Below are 21,895 nucleotides of genomic sequence, written 5' to 3'. Positions count from 1 at the left end.
GACGACGGCGCGGCCACTGCGGTGGCCGCGCCGTCGTCGCATCTCAGCCTCGGATGGCGTGAGGCAGGTGCAAGTTGTGCATCAACTCCGCTGCACAACTTGCACCTGCTTGGCGAGGCGTCAGTCGTCGCCCTCGTCGACGACGACCTCGGGGGCGCGCTTGAGGTGCACGACGGCGGCGAGCAGCCCGCCCCAGAGCGTGAGGACGGAGACGGTGAGCATGGTGATGGCGATGGGTGTCATTTCTGCATGATCTCCTCGTACCTGGTGTCGAGCCCGTCCTCGTCGATGCTCTGGCGGGTACCGCGCCTCCACGGTGTGAAGGCCAGGAGGGCGGATACGACGATCAGGGAGCCGGCCATACCCCAGCCGAAGATGCCGAGCATGCCCAACGGGTAGCCCGCGTAGGGCGTGGTGATGTGCTTGATGAACTCGCTGACCAGGATGTACCCCAGCACCACCGGCACGACGGCGCCGACGAGCACCAGCCACGCCCGGCCGAACTTCAGCGTGGAGACCCTGTCGAGGTGGCGTTGGAGCAGTGGCAGCTTGCGCAGCACCCAGGCCACGGCGATGACCATCGCGAACGCGCCTAGCAGGATGCCGAACTTGTTGATGAACTCGTCGGTGATGTCCAGGAAGAACAGCCCCGTCGTGGTGGACAGCAGCACCATGGACGCCGTCGCCATCGGCAGACCGACGGCGAGAGTGGCCTTCCCGCGGGAGAGTCCCAGCTTCTCCTGGATGGCGGCGGTGCACACCTCCACGATGGAGATCATCGACGTGAAACCCGCGAAGACCAGGGACGCGAAGAACAGCGCGCCCAGCAGCGGGCCGACGGGGGTCGACGAAACGATGCTGGGGAAGGCGATGAACGCCAGGCCGATGCCGTCGGAAGCCACCTCGTCGATGGCCCTGCCGTTCGCGGCGGCCATGAAGCCCAGCACGGAGAACACGCCGATGCCGGCCAGCAGTTCGAACGACGAGTTCGCGAAGCCCACCACCAGGCCGGAGCCGGTCAGGTTGGTGCGTCGGCGCAGGTACGACGAGTAGGTGATCATGATGCCGAAGCCCACCGACAGCGAGAAGAAGATCTGGCCGTAGGCCGCGGCCCACACCCCCGGAGCCGCGAGCCTGCCCCAGTCGGGCGTGAAGAAGGCGTTGAGGCCGTCCACCGCGCCGGGCAGGGTCAGCGACTGCGCCACCAGAATCAGGAACATCACCAACAGCAGCGGGATCATCACGATGTTGGCGCGGGAGATGCCTTTGCGCACACCCAGCCCGATGACCACGAGCGTCAGGATCCAGACGATCAGCATGGGCACAGCCACCTGGGGCACGAAGTCGAACCCGATGTGTGGGGTCTCCGCGCGCTGCAGGAACTCGCCCATCAGGAAGGCCTCGGGGTCGTCGCCCCAGGCCTCGGTGAAGCTGAAGATGAAGTACATCGACGCCCACGCCAGGATGGCGGCGTAGTAGACGGCGATGACGAAGCACACCAGCACCTGCCACCAGCCGAGCATCTCGGTCCACTTCCTGCCGGCGCGGCGCAGCGCCAGCGGGGGAGAGGCGCGGTACCGGTGGCCCAGCGCGTAGTCGAGGAACAGCAGCGGGATGCCTGCACTGAGCAGCGCCACGAGGTAGGGGATGAGGAAGGCGCCGCCGCCGTTGGTGTAGGCGACGTAGGGGAAGCGCCAGATGTTGCCGAGGCCGACGGCGGAGCCGATGGCGGCCAGGATGAACACGTTGCGCGAGTTGAACAGTTCGCGGCGCGACACCGTCGGATCTGATGGCTGACTGTATCTGGAGTCGCTCATGGTTGCTCCTCGGGAGAGTGCTGTGCGCGTAGCGTATAAGCGACAACCACGAGCTGAGCCGGGTGTTCACGGAAACGCCGTGATGCCACGACGGCGGGTCCCTGTGCGTGGCACTGGGCGGGCGGCGTGACCGGGGAGCGTGAGACACTCGTAGGAGTCCCAGCCTGGAGGCCTGAATGACCGACGTCCCCCCGTACCGCCCCTACGACTTCGCCGATCCGTCGGCGCAGCAGCGCCCGCCGTCGTACGGGCAGCCGCAGTTCCAGCAGACCCCGTACGGGCAGCAGATGGCGCCCCAGCAGGGTCCGTACCAGCAGCCCTACGGCGCGCCGCGGCCCTACGGATACGGGCCGGTGGAGCATCCGCAGGCGCAGATGGTGTTCATCCTCGGCATCGTGGGCATCTTCACCGGCGTGGTGTCGTTCGTCGCCTGGTACATGGGCGGCCAGGCGAAGAAGGAGATCGAGGCCGGCGCGCCCTTCCCGTTCGAGGGGAACCTGAAGACCGGCTACACGCTGGGCAAGGTCTTCAGCATCATCTACATCGTGCTGTTCGGCCTGGGCATCGTGTTCTGGATCCTCTACGTGATCCTCATGCTCGGGATGTTCGCCACCCTCCGCTGACCTCAGTCAGCGGACGAAGACCGGCTGATCCTTCGTGGAGCGCTCCTCGTCGAGGGCGTAACCGTCGCCGTCGAATTCGAGGACCTTCGACGGCGTGCGCACCCGCTCCCTGACCAGCCAGGCCGCCATCGTGCCGCGGGCCCGCTTGGCGTAGAAGCTGACGACGCGGGGCTCGCCGTTCTTGTCGCGGTCCTCGAAGCGCGGCGAGATGATCCGCGCGCCCAGACGATCGCCGTCGAGCACCTTGAAGTACTCGTTGCTGGCGAGGTTGATCAGCACGTCGGCGCCGGGGGAGGCGTCGAGGTCGCGGCGGAGGAGATCTGTGACCTGCGTGCCCCACCAGTCGTACAGCGACCGTCCGCGGGCCGAGGCCAGTTTGGTGCCCATCTCGAGGCGGTGCGGCTGGATGAGGTCCAGCGGCCGCAACAGCCCGTAGAGACCCGACAGGATGCGCAGCGACTTCTGCGCCTCGGTGAAGTCGCGGGCGTCGAATGAGGCGGCGTCGAGGCCCTGGTACACGTCGCCGTTGAACGCGAGGATCGCCTGGCGGGAGTTCTCCGGGGTGTGTTCGCTGGTGAAATCGTGGTACCGGGTGGCGTTGAGATGGGCCAGTTCGTCGGAGATGTGCATGAGCTTGGCGACATCCGCCGGCGACTTGGTGCGCATGATCTCGATCAGCCCGTCGGATTGCCCCGCGAGGCGCGGCTCGGAGTGCTTCTTCGTGGGCAGCGGCGTTTCAAAGTCCAGCGACTTCGCCGGCGACAGGACAGACAGCATGCGCGCCAGTCTACGCCCGATCCCTGCGTGGGAGAGCCGGCGAACGCCCTTCGACCAGCCGTCGACGGTTGGTCGAAGGACTGTTACCCGACGCGGTCGGCGGAGTTGCTCGTGATGCCGGGGGCGCCGTCGTGGACGATCTTGCCGGGGTTCAGGTTGCGGCCCGGGTCCACGCCGTCGAACAGCTTGCGCTGGATGAACACGCCGGCCGGGGAGATGTCCTGCTCCATCCACGGGCTGTGCTCCTCGCCCACGCCGTGATGGTGCGAGACGGTGCCGTGGTTGTCCATGAACGCCTGCTGGATGGCGCGCTTGGCGATGTCGTAGGTGACCAGGTTGTTCTCGGAGTCGTCGTTGATGGCGAACGTGAAGTACTGGCACGCGCCCGAGTGGTACGAGTGGCTCAGGTGGCAGAACACCACGCCCTTGAGGCCCAACTCGTCCATCGCCTTGTAGAACGCGCCGGTGGCGTTGGCGTGGATCTGCTCGGCGTACTTCCACGGCGTGGTGGTCTCCGAGACGTCGCAGATGAGGCCGCGGTCGAGCATGAAGTCGCGCAGGTAGGGGGTGTCGTACTTCTTCTGGTCGTACAGCGCGCCGGGGCCCTTGCCGACGCCCATGCCGCCGTTGTCGCGCACGATCTTGCCGACGATGCCCTTCATGTAGCGCACGTGGCTGGGCGATCCCTCGAAGCCGACGAAGCTCATCGCGATCTGCTCCAGGTCCCAGCCCTTCTGCAGCATGATCTTCTGGATGCCCTTGCTGACCAGCGAGGAGATCTTGCTGCCCTGCTTGCCGTTGGCCATGATGTACTGCGTCTCCAGCGCATCCGAGACGCGGGCCATCATCACCTCGGCGTCGGATTCGATGATCTGGCGGCAGGCGTTGAGGCCGGCGGCGTAGTTGGGGTAGAAGTACGCCTGGATCTCCCGCACCTCGGGCATGCGGTGCACGTTGACCCATGCCGAGGTGATGATGCCCAGGCGCCCCTCGGAACCCAGCACCATCTCGCGCACGGACGGGCCGGACGACGTCGACGGCAGCGGGCGCAGTTCCAGCACCTGCCCGGGCATGACCATGGTGAGGCCGCGGGTGATGTCGGCGATGTCGCCGTACTTGTCGGACTGCATGCCCGACGAACGGGTGGCGATCCAACCGCCGAGCGTGGACCACACGAACGAATCCGGGTGGTGTCCCATCGTCCAACCGCGGGCCTGCAACTGATCCTCCATGTCGGGCCCGAAGACGCCGGCCTGGATGTGGGCGAGGCCGGAGACCTCGTCGATCTCGAGAACCTTGTTCATCCGCCCCAGGTTCATGGAGATCACCTGCCGGGTCTCTCCCGGCTCCGCCTCGAGCGCAGCCACGATGTTGGAGCCGCCGCCGAACGGGATGAGCACCGCGTCGGCCTCGACAACGGCGTCGACGATGCGTTCCACGTCACGCTGGGTGCCGGGATAGAGCACCACGTCGGGTACGCGGCCCAGGTCGCCGCGACGCACGCGCACCAGGTCACGCACGCCCTTGCCGAAGGCGTGCACGACGCGGGTCTCGTCGTCGCTCTGCACGTAGTGCTCGCCGAGGATCTGCACCAGCTTGGTGCGCAGCGCGTCGCTCAGCTGGGAGGCCGGCACCTGCAGGGTGGAGAAATCCTGGATGTGCTTGACAGGTTCGGTGATGTCGACGCCGACATTGTTCTGCACGAAGGGGGCGAACTTGGGCTTGTCCTTGTAGCCGTACTCGTGGCCCTCTTCACCCCAGCCCCACCACTTCTGCTGCTTGACGCCCTCGATCATTGTGGGTCCTCCTGCTTGTCGGCCTGCTCCCTGGCGTGCTCTGCCAGGGCTGCGATTTCTGTCTCGTGTGCGCGGTCCAGCGCCACCTTACGCTCATACTCGGCCAGCGTCTTCTTGCCGTAGGCGCGGGCGGTGGTGTCGTGGAGCTGCAGCACCTGGCGGCGCATCCGCTCGTTGAATTCGTGGGCGATCTCGCCCGGTAGCGGGGTCATGGGGCGGCCGAACACCACGTGCACCTCTGGGCGGCCCTTCGGCAGGTGCTTCTGCTTCGACGGCCACGCCTCGTAGGCGCCGACGAGGGCCACGGGCAGCGCGGGCACCCCGCGCGAGATGCACAACGACGCAACCCCGGGCACGAACGGCCCCATCGCCCCGGTGCGGGACCGCGTGCCCTCGGGGAACAGCAGCAGCGGCACGCCGTCGGACAGGAGCTGGCCGGACATGCCGCGCTTGCCCTTGCCGCCCTTACCGCGGTCGATGGGGAAGCCGTTCATGAACAGCGCCATCGACGCGGACTTGAGCCAGTTGCCGAAGAAGAAGTCGCCGGCCGCGCCGGTGGCGACGCGCTTGGCCATCCGGCTGGGCAGCGAACACAGGATCAGCGGTGCGTCGAGGTGGGAGGAGTGGTTGCCGAAGACGATGAACGCGCCCTCCACGCCGTCGATGTTGTTGGCGCCGTGCACGTGCACCCGCAGCATCCGCATCAGTGCGGGCTTCAGGAGCAGCAACTGCGCCGTCTGGCGCGTGGTCGCCTGGATCTTCGACGTGTAGCGGGTGTTGCCGGCCTCGATCTCCGCCGCCACGTCAGTGCTTCCTCGACGCTGTCAGCTTCTTGGAGAACCAGCGGGTCAGGGCGCGGGGGCCGTGGTCGCCCACGAACAGGGCGATCTTCCACTTCCAGTCCGGCACGGACTCGAAGCGGCCCTTCGCCGAATCGTCGAGGGCGGTGCGCACCAGCTTGACCTGGTCGATCCAGACGAAGCCCGGCAGCTTGGAGGCGTTGATGCCGGCGCGCTCGTGGAACTCCGTCTTGACCCAACCGGGCAGGAGCGCGGTGGCGGTGACGCCGGTGCCACTCAACTCCAGAGCCAGGGAGTTGGAGAAGGTGCGGGCCCAGGCCTTGATGGCCGAGTAGTTGCCCGAGAAGATCGACGACGACGACGAGGCCACCGTGAGGATCTGCCCGTGGCCGCGGGTCTTCATCGCGCGGGCGGCGGCGCCGCTGAGAATGAACACCGCCACGCACATCACCTCGATGGCGCTGGCGTTGAGCTCGATCTCGTCAGGGTTGAGCGCCGTGGAGTGGAGCCCGAACCCCGCGTTGTTGATCAGCAGGTCGACGGGGCGGCTGAGGTCTTCGAGCCGCTCCGCGATGCGCATCATGTCCGCCCGGTCCGAGAGGTCCGCGGTGATGACCTCGACCTCGATGCCGTGGGTCTCGTGGAGATCCGCGGCGACCTTCTCGAGGCGGGCGGTGTCGCGGGCGACGAGCACGAGGTCTCTGCCCCTGGCAGCCAGTTCCTGCGCGAACGCAAAACCGATGCCAGAGGTGCCGCCCGTGATCAACGCTGTAGCCATGAACTCTAAGGTACGCCAAACGGTGAGTGCCCCGCGACGTGCACCCCCCGTCGGTCACCGCCTTTGGTGGTGTCTCGACAGCTGGCGGGAAAATTGCTTGTGCAAGGCCCACAAACACGTCCACAGAATGCTGGTTGAGCCGCTGCCCCCGATCAACGAGCGGCGCAGCGGGTCGAAACCAGCGAGGTGGGGGGTGAGGGTGATGGGAATGCTGCGGGGCCCTTCGTCGTTCGCGGGGCGCTCACGCTCAGGGACCAAGCTGCGGGGGTCCTTCGTCGTTCGCGCGGGGACCACCTACTTGGAGATGACCGCCAGGGTCTCCTGGGCCATGGCGAGCTCCTCGTTCGTGGGGATCACCAGCACGCGGACCTTCGACTCCGGGGTGGAGATCTCACGCGCCTGCTTCGCGCGGGTGGCGTTGGCGTCCTCGTCGAGTTCGAAGCCCAGAGCTTTCAGCTTGCGGATCACCGGACCGCGGACATGGGCCGCGTTCTCCCCGATGCCTGCGGTGAACACGAGCGCGTCCACGCCGCCCAGGTGGGCGATGTAGGAGCCGATGTAGCCCACGAGACGATGCACGTAGACGTCGAGGGCCAACTGCGTCTGCTCGTCGCCCTCATCGATGGCGGTCTTCACGTCACGCATGTCGGTGTGGCCGCAGAGGCCGGCCATACCGGACTTCTTGTTGAGCAGGGTGTCGACCTCGTCGATCGTCATTCCGGCAGCACCCACCAGGTACTTGTGGAGGCCCGGATCGACGTCGCCCGAGCGGGTGCCCATCACCAGACCCTGCAGCGGGGTGAGGCCCATGGAGGTCTCGATGGCCACACCGCCGTCGACCGCGGAGATCGAGGCACCGTTGCCGAGGTGGCACACGATGATCTTCGTCTCCTCGATGGGGCGGTCCAGGAACTTCGCCGCCTCCTTCGAGACGTAGCTGTGGCTGGTGCCGTGGAAGCCGTACTTGCGGATGCCCAGACGCTTGGCCACCTCCTGATCGATCGCGTAGGTGTAGGCCTCCGCCGGCAGGGTGGAGAAGAACGCCGTGTCGAAGATGGCCACGTGTGGCACATCGGGCAGCACCTCCTGGGCGGCACGGATGCCAGCCAGGCCCGGCGGGTTGTGCAGCGGAGCCAGATCCGAGAGCTCCTCAAGCTTGGCGATGACACCGGCGTCGACGAGCGTCGACTCGACGAACGTGGAGCCCCCGTGCACCGTGCGGTGACCGACGGCGACCACGTCGTCGAGGCTGGGGCCGTGGTCCTGGAACATCTTCACGACGGCGGCCACGCCCTCGGTGTGGTCCGCGAAGGGCCGCGACTCCCGGAACTCGTTGTCGCCCACTTCGTGGGTGATGGTGCCCACCTCGAGCCCGATCCGCTCGACCAGGCCCACCGCTTCAGGCGCACCCACCTCCGGATCCAGCAGCTGGTACTTGATCGAGGATGACCCGCAGTTGAGGAGGAGGATGTGGCTCATGAAGCGTTCTTTCAGTTGGTCTGGGCCTGGATGGCCGTGATGGTGATGGTGGAGACGATGTCGTCGACGAGGGCGCCGCGAGACAGGTCGTTGACCGGCTTGCGGAGGCCCTGCAGGACGGGGCCGATGGCGACGGCACCGGAGGTGCGCTGCACGGCCTTGTAGGTGTTGTTGCCCGTGTTGAGGTCCGGGAAGATGAACACCGTGGCGCGGCCGGCGACCTCCGAGCCAGGCATCTTCTTGGCGGCCACCACCTCGTCGACGGCGGCATCGAACTGGATGGGACCCTCCACCTTGAGCTCAGGCGCGCGCTCGCGCACCAGCTGGGTGGCGGCGCGCACCTTGTCGACATCCGCGCCGGAGCCCGAGTCGCCCGTCGAGTAGGACAGCATCGCGATGCGGGGCTCGATGCCGAAGTTCTCGGCGGTGGCGGCCGAGGAGATGGCGATGTCCGCCAACTGCTCGGCGGTGGGATCAGGATTGACCGCGCAGTCCGCGTAGACCAGCACGCGGTTGCTCATGCACATCAGGAACGAGCCGGACACCACGGAGACGCCGGGCTTGGTCTTGATGAACTCCAGCGACGGGCGGATGGTGTTGGCGGTGGTGTTGATGGCGCCGGAGACCATGCCGTCGGCCATGTCCATGTGCACCATCATGGTGCCGAAGTACGACGGGTCCTTGACCTTCTCGCGCGCCTGCTCCAGCGTGACGCCCTTGTGGGCGCGCAGCTGGGCGTACTCGGCGGCGAACTTCTCGACGAGCTCTGGGTCTTCTGGGTTCACGACGGTGGCGTCGGACAGGTTCAGGCCCAGCTCCGAGGCGCGCTGGCTGATGCGGGCGAGGTCGCCCAACAGGATCAGCTCTGCCACGGAACGCTGCAGCACCACATCGGCCGCCTCGAGGACGCGGTCATCCGAGGCCTCCGGCAGCACGATACGCTGCTTGTGGGAGCGCGCCTGCTGCATGATCTGGTACTCGAACATCGTGGGGGTACGGATCTCGGTGGTGGTCAGATCGATGGCCTCCAGCAGCGCCGCCTCGTCGACGTACTGCGAGAACAGGGCGCGGGAGACCTCGATCTTGCGGGCCGAGCTGGTGGAGGTGCCCCGCACGCCCTGCAGCTTCACCGCGGTGGAGAACGTGTCGCCCTTCGTGACCGCGATGGGCAGGTCGATCGTCGCGTCGGTGAACAGTTTGGCCACCGATTCCGGGATCTCGAAGCCGCCGGTGAGTACCAGTGCCGACAGCGGCCCGTAGTGCGGCGAACGGTGCGCCATCAACAGGCCGGGCAGCAGATCCGTGCGGTCCGCCGGCACAATCAGCGTGGACTCGCGCTTCAGGTAGGGCAGCAGGTTGGGCAGCGTCATGCCGCCCACGATGGTGTGCAGGGACTCGTGGGCGAGGAACTCGCTCTGCCCCAGCCACTGGGTGGCGCCGACGGCCGCGAACTGGGCGCCCACCGACGGGGCACGGAGCACCGGGTTGTCCGGGAGGACGGCGACCACCGCGTCACGCACGTTGTGCAGCGCCTTGGCGACCTCGTCGGTCCGGTCCTCGTCCGCATGCGTGGCGACCAACGCGATGACGGTGTTGTGCCGCGCCTCGAACGCGTCGACGGCGGATTCCGTCATGCGCTGGATCTGCTCCTCGGAGCGGCCCTTGGCGCGCGCCACGAAGATCACCGGCGAGTTCAGGTTGGCCGCGATGAGAGCGTTGTGATCCAGTTCCAGGGCCGATTCGAAATCGTCGTAATCCGAGCCGACGATGACCACCGCATCGCGCGACTCCGCCAGCTGGCTGTACTTGGCCACGATCGTGTCGATCGCCTGATCGGGATCAGCCGCGTACTCCGCGTACGTCACGCCGACGGCGGACTCCAGCGATTGGTTAACCCCCTTCGGTGAGAGGAGGGCCTGGGTCACGGCATCAGACTCGAGGGAGTGCACGAGCGGGCGGAACACGCCCACCGAACGCACCTGGCGAGCGAACAGGTCGATCACGCCGAGGGCGATGGAGGACTTGCTTACCAGCCGCTCCGACGAGGCAATGTAAACACTTTTGGTCACGTGGACCAGCTTATCCCGAATCGTCGGCCGGTTGAGCGGGGGTCAGTTGCGGACCTTTTCCGCGAGCTGGACCACGGCGTCGAACACGTCGCCCAGTTCCACGGCGCGGCGTTCGTTGGGGGTGACGCCCTCGTCGTCGAACTCCGTGAACAGGTTCAACGCCACCTGGGCGCGCACGTCCAGCATTGAGAAGTTGGCCACGATGGTGCGCCAGTGCTCGACGGCGCGGATGCCGCCCACGGAGCCGTAGGAGACGAAGCCGATGGGCTTGTGCAGGAACTCCGGGGCCAGGTGGTCGACGGCGTTCTTGAACCCGCCGGGAACCGAATGGTTGTACTCCGCGGTGACGAAGACGAAGCCGTCGCAGGAGGCGATCGTGTCGCCCCACCGCTGGACGTTCTGATTGTCGTACTTCCCGCCCCTGGAAGCCGGGTGCTGCTCGTCGGTCAGGACGGGCAGGTTGAACTGGGCGACGTCGATGAGTTCGTAGTGCGCGTCAGTGCGCTCGTTGGCGATGCTCATCACCCAGTCCGCCACGGACTTGCCCTTGCGCCCCTCGCGGACGGAACCCAGCACGATGCCGATCTTCATGGTGCATCCTTTCGACGTAGACAGCCCCAGGTTAGTTGAAGCATCAACGGGAGGTGGAGTCGCGGCAGGCTGTCGGGTGGTGCCGATACGGCCTGGGGGTAGGGTTCAGCGGAACCCAGCCTCTGGAGGAAACGATGACCACCCCGCCGCAAGGCCCGCCCTGGCAAGGGCCGCCACCGCAGGGACCGCCGCCCGGCTACCCCCAAGGGCCGCCTCAGCCGCAGCCTGGACATCCCTACGGTTCCCCGCAGCGGCCGCCGCAAGGCCCGCCCTCCGGCCCACCGCCCTATCAGGGGCCTCAGTTCCCGGGCCCGCAGTACCCGGGCCAGTTCCAGCAGGGGACGGCCCCCAGGAGGAAGCTGTGGCCCTGGCTGCTGGGCGGGGGAGCGCTTCTGCTGGCGGTGGTTCTGGTGCTGTTGTTCATGGTGCGCGGCGGCTCGCAGGCGAGCGCATTAGGCTCCACGGAGCTGACCACGTACGAGGGTGAACGGATCAACTTCCAGGTGCTCGAACGCTGGCGCTACGACCCGCAGGACAACGTGACCACCCTGCGCCCCGGATACACCACCTTCGACTCTGAGGTCTGGACCGGGTGGGACCCGGCCTCAGACGCGGAGGCCCGCGAGGTGCTGAGCTACTACTACTTCGGCCAGATGGGGGAGCCGAACACCCAGGAGATACCGCCGGAGCGCATCGACGACGCACTCAACCAGGGGGTCAGCTCGATGGCAGGCCTGGGGGAGGCGGAGCTGCTGTCCTGGCTGCGCACCGTGGGGCACGGTTGCGTGCAGGATCCGTACTACCTGGGCGAACCTGAGCGGTTCGACCCCAACGGCCTCAAGGGCGTCCTGGTCGAGTTCGAGTGCGCGGGCGGGATCAGCGGCCAGCTCGCGCTGCGCGGCCGGCAGTTGCTGGTGCTCGATCCCTACGGTGACCGGCACGAGATCTCCTTCACCACGGACCGCGAGAACGCCGATGACCTCGATCAGGCACTCGACGAGATTTTCGGCTCGGTGACGCTCGGCTGAGGCCTGCACATTTCTCTACCAGATCGGGGGGTCGGTGTGGATAATCCACACCGACCCCCCGAATCGGTAGAGATCAATGTCAATCGCCGAGTAGCTGCTCGGCGAGCAGCTCGAAGCCGCGCACCTTGGCGGGCCAGGAATCCGCCGGGTCGTCCTCGTAGGCGCCCTGCACAGGATGGATCATGACCTCGTCCACCCCGAACTCGGCGGCGGTCTCGCGGAGCTGGTGCGCCACCTGCTCCGGGTCACCCACCGCCCACGTGGCCACGGACTGCTGGCTGGCGGCGCGCAGATCGTCGGTGAAGAGCCGCTTGACGTCATCGCCCACGAACGGCGCCGGATCCAAACCGCCGCCCGTCATGAACTTCGTCATCGTGTACAGGTGCGGCTCCACCAACTCCCACGCCTCGTCCGAGGTCTTCGCCACGCACACGTTGACCGACAGGAAGGTGCGAGGCGAGCTGCCGTGCTCGCTGGGCTCGAAGCTGCCGCGGTACAGGTCCAGCGCCTGCCGGGTGCCGCGGCCGCTGAAGTGGTGGGCGAACACGTAGGGCAGCCCCAGCGCGGCGGCGAGCTGCGCAGAGTAGTCGCTGGAGCCCAGCAGCCACACCTGAGGCGAGTGCTGGATGTCCGGCGCAGCCCGCAGTTGGTAGGTTTGCCCGCGGGGGAGGCGGATCTCCGCGCCGTGCGGGCTCAGCAGCGTGAGGATGTCGGTGACGTTGCGGGGGAACTCGCGCACCGGATCCACCGGGCGGCCGTCCGCATCGACGAAGTGCCCGCCTCCCAGGTGCCCGCGGATCGCGGCCGACGTGACCGGGTCTGTGCCGGGGGCGCGCCCGATGCCCAGGTCGATGCGGTCGCCGTACACCGCGGTCAGCAGCGCGAACTGCTCGGCCACGGCAAGCGGAGCGTGGTTGGGGAGCATCACGCCACCTGAACCGAGCCGGATCTGCTCGGTGTTCTGCCCGAGGTACATGAGTTCCACCGCGGGCGAGGTGGAGGCGACAGAATCCGCGTTGTGGTGCTCGGCCACCCAGTAGCGGGTGAAGCCCAGCCTGTCGGCCGCCTCTGCCATCTGTCTGCTGGCGCGGAGGCTCTCACCGGTGGTCTGGCCCCGGCGGACGTTGATGAGGTCGAGTACCGAAAGTCGCATGCCTTCGACCGTACCCGCTCCCAGCCCTGCAGGGGTTGAAGTCAGTCGCGGTGGGTGAAGCCCGCGCCCTCGAGGTCCTCGGCCAGGTGGTTGACCAGCAGGCTCGACTCGTCGGCCAGACCGCTGCGGTACGCCGAGCGCGACACCAGGCTGGCCGAGATCGGCGCCGTCAGCAGTTGCAGCGCGATGATCAGCGCGCACAGCCCGATCGACCACCAGGTGCGCAGGCTGATCGCGATGCCCATCGACACGAAGATCAGGCCCAGCACCTGCGGCTTGGTGATGGCGTGCATCTTGCCCAGCACATCCGGGAAACGCACCAACGACACCGCGGCGCCGAAGCACAGCACGGCACCCACGAGCACGAAGATGGAACTGATGAAGTCGAACACGACGTCGGTCATGAGGCACGCTCCCTACGAAGCTTGTTGTAGCTGCTGCGCAGGTTGATCCGGTCTGAGACCATCCGCGCCACGGACACGGCGCTGGTGAAGCCCAGCATGGACAGCAGCACGAGCACCATCAGTTCGGTGGACATGTCCGTCCACACCACCCACAGCCCGAGCGAGCCCACGACGATGGCGACGATGAGGTCCGCCGCGACGGAGCGGTCGAGCTGGGAGGGGCCCGCGGCGATCCGGTTGACGCCGATGAACGCCGAGACGGCCAGCAGCAGCGCGGCGAGCGACAGGATGAGGTTGGTGGCGGTGATCATTCCTCGACCTCCAGGTCTTCAGCTTCGGGAGCGGGGTGGTGCTCGAGGGCGTCGTTGAAGTCGTTGATCTCCTGCCGGGAGCCGAAGGCCCGCACCACGCGCGACTCCACATCGACGGCCATCTTCTGCACCCGCCCGACGGGGTCGTCGCCGTGCAGGTCGATGGCGTGGAGGTACAGGCGGCGCGGGTTGCGCACCACCTCGACGACGACGGTGCCGGGCACCAGCGAGATCATCTCGGCCACCTGCACCTGGTAGAGGTCGTTGTCCGTGATGAGGTCGATCCGGACGATGCCGGCGCGCAGATCCACCTTGCGCTGGAACGCCAGCATGAACACCCGCACCGACGAGACCAGCAGGTCGAAGATCAGGTGCGCGATGAGCCGCACCACACCCCAGGGGCGCACCCGGCCCTCCCAGAAGATGGGCGGCAGCGGCAGCACGACGCCGATGAGGTAGCCGACGAGGATGCCGCCGACGATCGACATGGGCGTGAAGCTGCCCCACAGCAGCACCCAGACCAACGCCAAGGTCAGGGCCGACAGGGGGCGGAACTTCAGCCGCTCGCCCCAGGGGGTGCGGGTCCTTCTGATGTTCATCGCAACCCCTCCGGCAGGACGGCCTGGATGTAGGACCCGTCGCGCAGGGTGGCGGCCGCAGCGTTGGTGTACTCGTACAGCGGGCCGGCGAAGATCGTCAGCGCCAGGCCGAAGGCGACCAGGCCCATGGTGGCGCCCACCTGCAGCGGGGGCATGGGGCGGGTGTCTTCGTCGGCGATCTCGTCCGGGTCGAGATCCTGCGCGATGGCGTCCTCGCGGCGCTGCTCGGCCGGGGTGACGCCCCAGAACGCTCGGTTCCAGACCTTCGCCATCGCCATCAGGGTCAGCAGGCTGGTCAGCACGCCGCCGGCCAGCACCACCCAGGCGAGCGGTGTACCCACCTCGGCGGCGGCCTGCAACAGGCCGATCTTGCCGATGAAGCCGGACAGCGGTGGGATGCCACCCAGGTTCATGGCGGGGATGAAGAACAGCGCCGCCAGCAGCGGGGCCACCTTCAGCAGGCCGCCCAACCCGTCGAGCGACGACGTGCCGCCGCGCCGCTCTATCAGCCCGGTCACGAGGAACAAGGTGGCTTGGATGGTGATGTGGTGCGCGGTGTAGAAGATGGTGGCGGCCAGGCCCGCGTCGGTGCCCAGCGCGATGCCGAAGATCATGTAGCCGATGTGGCTGATCAGCGTGAACGACAGCATTCGCTTGATCTCCACCTGGGCGATGGCGCCCAGGATGCCCAGCACCATCGTCAGCAGCGAGGCCACCAGCAGCACGTTGTAGATGGTGTGCGCCGGGAAGAGGAGGGTCTCGGTGCGGATGATCGCGTAGACGCCCACCTTGGTGAGCAGGCCCGCGAACACGGCCGTGACGGGGGCGGGCGCCGTCGGATAGGAGTCCGGCAGCCACGACGACAACGGGAACACCGCGGCTTTGATGGAGAACGTGACGATCAGCAGCACCTCGAGGAGGAGCTGGACCGGCTCGGTGAGATCCCGCAGCCGCACCGCGAGGTGGGCCATGTTGACCGTGCCCGTGGCCGCGTAGATGGCCGCGATGGAGATCAGGAACAGCGACGAACTCAGCAGTGAAACCACCACGTAGGTGGTGCCCGCCCGGATGCGGTCCGACGTGCCGCCCAGCGTCAACAGCACGTAGGAGGCGAACAGCAGCATCTCGAAGCCGACGAACAGGTTGAACAGGTCGCCCGCCAGGAAGGCGTTGGACACGCCCGCCATCAGCAGCAGGAACGTGGGGTGGAAGATCGACACCGGCGTTTCCCGCCGCACCTCGTCGCGGTCCTGCCCGGTGGCGAACAGGAGGACGCCCAGGGCGATGACGGAGGCCACCAGCAGCATCAAGGCGCTCAGCCTGTCGACCACCAGGGCGATGCCCAGCGGCGCGTCCCAGCCGGCGATCCACAGGGCCATGGGGCCGTGCTGGTGCGTGAACCACATGAACACCGCGGCGATCGCGACGATGCCGCTGAGGCTGACGATCGACACGAGGCGCTGCAGCCTGGGCCGACGCGGCAGCGCCAGGGCGATGGCGGCGCCGCCGATGGCCAGCAGCACCGGCAGGGGGATCAGGTTGTAGAGCATCATTCGCTGACCACATCCGCTCCGGTGTCGGAGAACGAGGTGTCCTCATAGGATTCCGAGACCACATCCGCGTCGGCGAGTTCGCGGATGCGCGCGTCCTCGACGTCGTCGGCGACCTCGTCGTGGCCGTGCAGCTGGAAGCTGCGGTAGGCCATGGTCAGCACGAAGGCCGCCACTGCCATGGTGATGACGATGGCGGTGAGCACCATCGCCTGCGGGAGCGGATCCGAGACGTCGTCGGCCCCGTCGCCGAACCCGACGATGGGCGGTAGGCCGGGGCGACCCGCAGCCACGAGGAACATCAGGTTCACGCCGTTGCTGGCCAGCAGGATGCCCAACAGGATCCTGGTCAGCGAGCGTTCGAGCAGCAGGTAGACACCCGCGGCGACGAGGACGCCGGCCGCGATGGCGAGGATCAGGTTCGCGCTCATCGGCGACCCCCGTACCCCGGAATGGCCTTGGTTGAATCCGGGATCGGCACCGGTGCGATCTCCTCGGTTGCGTGTTGGTCGATGCCCGAGCCGAGGCTGCGGGCCACGTCGAGCAGCATGCCGATCACGACGAGGTACACGCCGATGTCGAAGACTGTCGAGGAGACCAGGTGCAGCTCGCCCAGCAGCGGGATGGTCAGGTAGACGTCGTAGCTCTGCAGCACGGTGCCGCCGAAGAACAGCGGCACGACGGCTGCGGCCAGCGCGAGCAGGAGGCCGCCGCCGAGGAGGCGGCCCGCGTCGAAGGGGGCGGCCTCGTCGAGCTCGTGGCGGCCGGCGGCCAGGTAGCGGATCATCAGCGCCATGCCGGCGACCAGGCCGCCGGCGAAGCCGCCGCCCGGCCAGTTGTGGCCCGCGAGCAGCAGGTACAGCGACACCACGATCATGACGCTGAACAGGATGCGGGTCATCACCTCGAAGACGAGCGAGCGCACCGTCGGCGACAGGGTCTGGCCCGCGCGCAGCCACACGCCGGGGGCCTCGTCCGCCTGCGGCTCATCCTCGCGGGACTCGAACGCCTGCGCCGTCGACGAGATGCCCACCACGCGGGAGCGGAGGAAGATCAGCGACGCGACTCCGGTGGCCGCGATGACGAGCACGGAGATCTCGCCGAAGGTGTCCCAGGCACGGGTGTCGACCAGCGCGACGTTGACGATGTTCTTGCCGAAGCCGAAGTCGTAGGCCGCCTCGTACCAGTCCTTCGAGACGGGCTCGGCGACCCTGGCGCCCACGGCCACCAGGGAGATCAGGGTCACGGTGAGGCCGGTGGCGAGCGCGATGAGTACGCGCCACCACCGTGTCGAGCTCAGCGGGCGGTTGGTGAAGTAGCGCGGCAGTTTGCGCACCACGAGGATGAACACCACTAGCGTGACGGTCTCGACGAGCACCTGTGTGAGCGCCAGGTCTGGGGCGCCGCCCATCGCGAAGAGCAGCGCCAGGCCGTAGCCGGTCACGCCCACCAGGAGGACGGCGCGGATGCGCCCGCGGGAGGTGGCGGCGAGCACCGCTGCCGTTGCGATGACGGCGGCGACGAGGAGTTGGGGCCAGTGGTCGAACAGGCGGTAGGCGGGCCAGATGCGGATACGGAGCATGGCGTAGGTGGACAGCGCGACCAGCACGGTGAGGATGGTGCCCAGGTAGATCGACAGCGAGCCGCGCTGCACGCGGGCGGTGACCTCCACCGAGATGCGGTCAAGCTCGTGCATCGACTTGTGGAACATGTCCTCGGCGGTGGTCGTCGTCGGGAAGGTGGCCTGGATCTCCGTGATCCGCTCGCGGAAGACGAACAGCAGGACGCCAGCGGTCAATGCGACCACGGACATGGCCAGGGGCCAGGACAGCCCGTGCCACAGGGCGAAGCCGTGGCTGGGCTGCCCGTGCGAGACGTGCTCCGCGTAGGGGGAGAGCAGCTCGGTGAGCTGCGGGCCGAGGAAGCCCAGCACCAGGCTGAGGGAGCCGAGGAACATCGGCACGAACGCCATGCCGAACGCGGGGCGGTGCCAGCTGAGGGCCGGGGCGCCGTTCTTCGACGCGAACGCACCCCACCAGAACCGCAGCGAGTAGCCGACGGTGATCGCGGAGCCGAACACCAGCGCGGCGGCGAGCGCGGCGGCCGCGAGGGGGGTGATGGCCTGGATGTCGCCGACGACGAGGTAGACCAACGATTCGAAGGCGGCCTCCTTGGTGAGGAAGCCCACCAGTGGGGGCATGCCCGCCATGGACAGTGCGGCCAGGCCGGCGAGGACGGCCAGCCACGGCACGCGGTAGCCGACGCCGCTGAGTTCGCGGATGTCGCGGGTGCCGGCCGAGTGGTCGATGAGGCCCACGCACATGAACAGCGTGGACTTGAACAGGGCGTGCGAGATGACGGTGCCCATGCCGGCCAGCGCGGCGGCCTCGGTGCCGATACCCACCAGCAGCACCATGAAGCCCAGCTGGGAGACGGTGCCGTAGGCGAGCAGGAGCTTGAGGTCCGTCTGCCGAAGGGCGCGCCAGCCGCCGATGATCATGGTGAGGGTGCCCAGCAGCATGACGGCGGGCCGCCAGAACGGCACCGTCGCGAAGGCGGGGGCCAGCACGGCGACGAGGTAGACGCCGGCCTTCACCATGGCCGCGGCGTGCAGGTAGGCGGAGATGGGGGTGGGGGCGGCCATGGCGCCCGGCAGCCAGAAGTGGAACGGGACGAGCGCGGATTTCGACAGCGCACCCACCAGCATCAGAAGCGCACCCGCCGTGGCCAGGGTCCCCGTCGGCGGATCCGCGACGATGCGCTCCAGCGAGAGGGTGCCCGTGACGCTCCACAACGCCACGATGCCCACCAGCATCGTCAGGCCGCCGGTGGTGGTGACCACCAGCGCGGTGTGGGCGGCGCCCCGGTTGGCGCGGCGGGTGGGGTCGTGGCCGATGAGCAGGTAAGAGAAGACGGTGGTGAGCTCCCAGAAGACGAACAACACCATGAGGTTGTCTGCCGTGACAAGGCCCAACATCGTGCCGGCGAAGAGGGTGAGCACCGCCGCGGATCTGCCGGAGTGGAGGCCCTCGAAGTACCACCTGGAGTAGATCAGCACCGCCACGCCGATCCAGCTGACGATCATCGCCAGCACCCATTGGATCAGCCCCATGCGCAGGGTGAGGTCCACGTCGAGTGCCGGTATCCAGCCGTAGACCTCGAGATAGGTCTGCCCGGCCAGGATGACGGGGGCCTTCGTGGCGAGCCAGATGCCGGCCGCCAGCGGTGCGAGTGCGAGCACGAAGTAGACGCGGGCACCCATCCGCTTTACCAGCAGAGGGGTCAACGCGCCCAGGATCGCATGGACGGCGATCAGGGCATAGAGCACGCCAAGACTCCCCTCGGGGTTGGATTCGTGGTGGCGAAGGTTAGCTTATCGGTTCGGTCAAAGCGTTATCCAACCTTGTGGACGCCCCCCGGCCGGGCAGGTGCACGTTGTGCACCACGTCCGCCGCACAACGTGCACCTGCTTCGGAGACGGGCCGCGTCAGAGGCGTTCGCTCAGCCAGGCTAGGTCCTGGAGGTGTTCGAGGGCCCCGCCGGGGGTCTCGAGGACGGTGGGGGCGGCGGCGTCGCGGACGACGGCGACCAGCGCGTCGGCGTCGGCGAAGCCCTGGCCGAGGTTGGCGTGCCGGTCCGCCCCGCTGCCCGCCGCGTCGCGGGAATCGTTGCAGTGCACCACGTCGATGCGGCCCGTGATGGCCTTGATGCGGCCGACGAGGCCGTCGAGCTCCAGGCCGCCGGCGTGCGCGTGGCAGGTGTCGAGGCAGAAGCCCACTTGACCGAAGTTCTCCGAGGTGGAGATGGCGGTCCAGAGCCGCTCGATGGCCTCCTCGTGCCGGGCCATCGCGTGCCCGCCGCCCGCGGTGTTCTCGATGAAGATCGGCACCGGCAGTTTCAGCCCGTCCACGCACTTGCGCCAGTTGTCGAACCCGACGGCGGGGTCGTCCTTGGCGGTGACGTCCCCGCCATGCACCACCACGCCGAGGGCGCCGACGGCGGCCGCCTCGTCGACGGTCTGCTGCAGCAGCTTCCGGCTGGGGATCCGCACGCGGTTGTTCAACGATGCGACGTTGAGCACGTAGGGGGCGTGGATGACCAGCTGCACCCGGGCCGCCTGCGCCGCCTGCTCCAGCGCCTCCGCGCCCTCCGGATAGAGGGTGGCGGGTTTCTTCCAGCTCTGCGGGTCGCCGAGGAAGATCTGCACGACGCCGGCTCCGATCGCCTCAGCCTCGGCCAGAGGGTTGACGGAGTCGACGTGCGCACCGAGAGGAAAGACCATGCGGCCACCCTACCGATCCCGCTTGGTCCCTGAGCCTGGGTCGCCGCGGGGGCAGGCGTTCAGGGGCCAGATCAGCGGGCGTGCTGGCGCGCGTCCATCACGCTCAGCGCGAACGCCAGGACCAGGCACACCGCGATGCCGACGAACGCGCCCATGAAGGCGCCCGTCCAGGAGCCCGACGCGGCCACCGCGAAGAACACGCCCGTGATCACAGCGTTGCCCAGCGCGGTGGTGACGCGCTCGACGGTCTGCTTCAGGCCGCTGGCCGTGCCGCCGTGCTGCACGGGGACGTCCTGCATCGCGAGGGTCTGGTTGGCGGAGGCGAACGCGCCCATCGCGGCGCCGTTGAGCGCCAGGGTGGCCGCGAGCCACCAGAAGGAGATGCCGAACTCGCCGATCGCCCACACCACGGCGATGCTCAGCCCGGTACCGGCGAGCAGCAGGAGCAGCGCCAGCGACACCAGGCGTCGGCCGTGCGTCATCACGAAGCGCACGGTGTAGATGGAGCTGATGGCGCTGAGGACAGCGTTCGGCAGGCCGATCAGGCCGCTGCGTAGCGCGTCGACCCCCAGGCCGCTCTGCAGGAAGATCGCCACGACGGCGAACGTGGAGGTCAACCCCATGAACGCGGCGCCGGCCACGAGCAGGCCGTTGCGGAAGGAGCGGTAGCGGAAGAGTTCAAGGTCGACGAGGGGTTCGCGCCCGGCGTTCTTGTAGCGACGTTCCCACATCCACCAGCCGGCGATCAGGGCGCCGGCGGCGGGCAGCAGCCACCAGGCCCAGGCCTGGCGGGCCATGAAGGGGTACATCACGGCCAGCACCGCGACGGTGATGAGGAGCGAGCCGACGGGGTCGAGGTCGACCTTCACCGCCGTCGGATTCATGCCCAGGCGTCGCTTGCGTTCCTTCGCGAACGGGAACCACAGCAGGCCCAGCACCACGCAGGCCAGGCCCAGCGGGAGGTAGACGAGAAACGCCCACCGCCAGCCCGTCTCCGGCCCGGCGGCCTCGATGATGGCGCCGGAAAGCACGGGGCCGGCCGCGACCGAGGCGGAGATCGTCACGCCCAGCAGCGCGAACGCCTTGGCGCGGCCACCGCCGCTGAAGTACTGCTGGATCATGCCGGTGACCTGCGGCGAGAACAGCCCGGCGCCGACGCCCTGGATGAGCCTCGCGCCGTTGAGGACCAGAGCGTTGGGGGCCAGGCCGCAGATGAGGGAGGCCACCGTGAAGATCGCGGCGCCGACGACGAACAGCGAGCCGCGACCCAGCACGTCGCCCGCGCGCCCGGCGGGGATCAGGGTCACCCCGAGGGCCAGCGCGTAGCCGGCGAGCACCCATTGCAGGTCCTGGTCCGTAGTGCGGAGGCCCTCCTGGATGGTGGGCAGCGCTACGTTGACCGAGGAGATCGCCACCAGCGACATGCTCATCGAGAGCAGCACGACGGCCAGGATCTTCATCCGGTGGAAGGTCCTGGCCGTACCTGGTGCGGTGATGAGGTTACGGTCGGTCACCCGGGCGAGTATGCCACCGAAGTGGGTGAACCGGCACCGGCCCCCGCGTCGCGCCGGCGGCTGCCCTCACGGTCTGCGAGACGGTCATCACCAGGTCGGTTGACAGCCGTATCGCTGGATATTCAGATGGCTCTGCACAGCCGGCGTCACGGAAGAAGATGCTGGCCAGCACCCGTGCGCCCAGCGTAAAGGCGAGGAACAGCAGGGTCACGCCCAGGAACGGCCACAGCGCCAGCTGTGGCAGCAACATCGGGCCGCCGTCGCGCGTGAGAAGGTAGAGGCCGCCCATGCCCTGCGCGACGGCGGTCTTTCAGTTGTTCGCTG

The 21,895-nt window shown here is 67.9% G+C and carries 21 protein-coding genes; 2 read left to right on the top strand and 19 right to left on the bottom strand.

Annotation, left to right across the window (positions count from 1 at the left end; all coding sequences use genetic code 11):
- Window positions 1-120 precede the first annotated feature (120 nt).
- Window positions 121-243 carry a MetS family NSS transporter small subunit gene (locus BN1186_RS03795; protein ID WP_139650810.1) on the bottom strand — a complete coding sequence of 41 codons (123 nt, stop codon included), beginning with the start codon at window positions 241-243 and terminating at the stop codon, window positions 121-123.
- Window positions 240-1,817 carry a sodium-dependent transporter gene (locus BN1186_RS03790; RefSeq protein ID WP_040282627.1) on the bottom strand — a complete coding sequence of 526 codons (1,578 nt, stop codon included), beginning with the start codon at window positions 1,815-1,817 and terminating at the stop codon, window positions 240-242. The genes BN1186_RS03795 and BN1186_RS03790 overlap by 4 nt, the downstream gene beginning before the upstream one ends.
- 176 nt (window positions 1,818-1,993) lie before the next feature.
- Here BN1186_RS03790 and BN1186_RS03785 point away from each other — a divergent pair, with 176 nt between their 5' ends.
- Window positions 1,994-2,440, top strand: coding sequence for a hypothetical protein (locus BN1186_RS03785; protein ID WP_052459743.1), 447 nt, complete (start codon window positions 1,994-1,996; stop codon window positions 2,438-2,440).
- Between the two features lie 6 nt (window positions 2,441-2,446).
- Here BN1186_RS03785 and yaaA read toward each other — a convergent pair whose 3' ends face one another.
- From yaaA to BN1186_RS03750, 7 genes are all read right to left on the bottom strand, one after another.
- Complete coding sequence (gene yaaA, locus BN1186_RS03780) at window positions 2,447-3,217, bottom strand: peroxide stress protein YaaA (RefSeq protein WP_040282625.1); 771 nt, start codon at window positions 3,215-3,217, stop codon at window positions 2,447-2,449.
- Window positions 3,218-3,300: 83 nt separating this feature from the next.
- A complete protein-coding gene (locus BN1186_RS03775; protein ID WP_052459742.1) occupies window positions 3,301-5,013 on the bottom strand; it encodes an FAD-binding oxidoreductase in 1,713 nt (570 codons plus the stop codon).
- The gene (locus BN1186_RS03770) at window positions 5,010-5,816 is read right to left on the bottom strand and encodes a lysophospholipid acyltransferase family protein (RefSeq protein ID WP_040282624.1); all 807 of its coding nucleotides are present in this window, start codon (window positions 5,814-5,816) and stop codon (window positions 5,010-5,012) included. The genes BN1186_RS03775 and BN1186_RS03770 overlap by 4 nt, the downstream gene beginning before the upstream one ends.
- 1 nt (window position 5,817) lies before the next feature.
- A complete protein-coding gene (locus BN1186_RS03765; RefSeq protein ID WP_040282623.1) occupies window positions 5,818-6,591 on the bottom strand; it encodes an SDR family NAD(P)-dependent oxidoreductase in 774 nt (257 codons plus the stop codon).
- Window positions 6,592-6,885: 294 nt separating this feature from the next.
- Window positions 6,886-8,070: an acetate/propionate family kinase gene (locus tag BN1186_RS03760; protein ID WP_040282620.1), complete on the bottom strand. Its 1,185-nt coding sequence runs from the start codon at window positions 8,068-8,070 to the stop codon at window positions 6,886-6,888.
- Window positions 8,071-8,081: 11 nt separating this feature from the next.
- A complete protein-coding gene (pta, locus tag BN1186_RS03755) occupies window positions 8,082-10,139 on the bottom strand; it encodes a phosphate acetyltransferase (protein ID WP_040282619.1) in 2,058 nt (685 codons plus the stop codon).
- A 42-nt stretch (window positions 10,140-10,181) separates the two neighbouring features.
- Window positions 10,182-10,730, bottom strand: a complete 549-nt coding sequence (locus BN1186_RS03750; RefSeq protein ID WP_040282617.1) for an NADPH-dependent FMN reductase — start codon at window positions 10,728-10,730, stop codon at window positions 10,182-10,184.
- A 410-nt stretch (window positions 10,731-11,140) separates the two neighbouring features.
- On the opposite strand from BN1186_RS03750, the gene BN1186_RS03745 reads away from it, so the two are divergent.
- Complete coding sequence (locus tag BN1186_RS03745) at window positions 11,141-11,758, top strand: hypothetical protein (RefSeq protein WP_180349012.1); 618 nt, start codon at window positions 11,141-11,143, stop codon at window positions 11,756-11,758.
- A gap of 79 nt (window positions 11,759-11,837) precedes the next feature.
- On the opposite strand, the gene BN1186_RS03740 is transcribed toward BN1186_RS03745, so the two are convergent.
- The 10 genes from BN1186_RS03740 to BN1186_RS03695 form a co-directional block, all read right to left on the bottom strand.
- Window positions 11,838-12,911, bottom strand: a complete 1,074-nt coding sequence (locus BN1186_RS03740) for an LLM class flavin-dependent oxidoreductase (protein WP_040282614.1) — start codon at window positions 12,909-12,911, stop codon at window positions 11,838-11,840.
- A gap of 41 nt (window positions 12,912-12,952) precedes the next feature.
- Entirely contained in the window at window positions 12,953-13,315 is a 363-nt protein-coding gene (gene mnhG, locus BN1186_RS03735) for a monovalent cation/H(+) antiporter subunit G (RefSeq protein ID WP_040282613.1), read from the bottom strand.
- Window positions 13,312-13,626 (bottom strand): monovalent cation/H+ antiporter complex subunit F, encoded by a 315-nt coding sequence (locus BN1186_RS03730; protein ID WP_052459741.1) that lies wholly within the window; start codon window positions 13,624-13,626, stop codon window positions 13,312-13,314. Before BN1186_RS03730 ends, mnhG begins: the two co-directional genes overlap by 4 nt.
- Window positions 13,623-14,225 (bottom strand): Na+/H+ antiporter subunit E, encoded by a 603-nt coding sequence (locus BN1186_RS03725; RefSeq protein WP_052459740.1) that lies wholly within the window; start codon window positions 14,223-14,225, stop codon window positions 13,623-13,625. The genes BN1186_RS03730 and BN1186_RS03725 overlap by 4 nt, the downstream gene beginning before the upstream one ends.
- The gene (locus tag BN1186_RS03720) at window positions 14,222-15,778 is read right to left on the bottom strand and encodes a Na+/H+ antiporter subunit D (protein WP_040282612.1); all 1,557 of its coding nucleotides are present in this window, start codon (window positions 15,776-15,778) and stop codon (window positions 14,222-14,224) included. Before BN1186_RS03720 ends, BN1186_RS03725 begins: the two co-directional genes overlap by 4 nt.
- Entirely contained in the window at window positions 15,775-16,206 is a 432-nt protein-coding gene (locus BN1186_RS03715) for a Na(+)/H(+) antiporter subunit C (protein ID WP_040282610.1), read from the bottom strand. The genes BN1186_RS03720 and BN1186_RS03715 overlap by 4 nt, the downstream gene beginning before the upstream one ends.
- Window positions 16,203-19,103, bottom strand: coding sequence for a Na+/H+ antiporter subunit A (locus tag BN1186_RS03710; protein ID WP_040282608.1), 2,901 nt, complete (start codon window positions 19,101-19,103; stop codon window positions 16,203-16,205). The genes BN1186_RS03715 and BN1186_RS03710 overlap by 4 nt, the downstream gene beginning before the upstream one ends.
- A gap of 159 nt (window positions 19,104-19,262) precedes the next feature.
- Window positions 19,263-20,057: a deoxyribonuclease IV gene (locus BN1186_RS03705; protein WP_040282606.1), complete on the bottom strand. Its 795-nt coding sequence runs from the start codon at window positions 20,055-20,057 to the stop codon at window positions 19,263-19,265.
- A 71-nt stretch (window positions 20,058-20,128) separates the two neighbouring features.
- Window positions 20,129-21,571, bottom strand: coding sequence for an MFS transporter (locus BN1186_RS03700; protein ID WP_082031097.1), 1,443 nt, complete (start codon window positions 21,569-21,571; stop codon window positions 20,129-20,131).
- Complete coding sequence (locus tag BN1186_RS03695; RefSeq protein ID WP_040282604.1) at window positions 21,558-21,860, bottom strand: hypothetical protein; 303 nt, start codon at window positions 21,858-21,860, stop codon at window positions 21,558-21,560. Before BN1186_RS03695 ends, BN1186_RS03700 begins: the two co-directional genes overlap by 14 nt.
- Between the last annotated feature and the right edge of the window lie 35 nt (window positions 21,861-21,895).

The organism is Tessaracoccus massiliensis (assembly GCF_000826065.2).
Classification (GTDB): Bacteria; Actinomycetota; Actinomycetes; order Propionibacteriales; family Propionibacteriaceae; genus Arachnia; species Arachnia massiliensis_A.
Note: the sequence above shows the minus strand (reverse complement) of the source record. Positions and strands in the feature narration are given on the sequence as shown.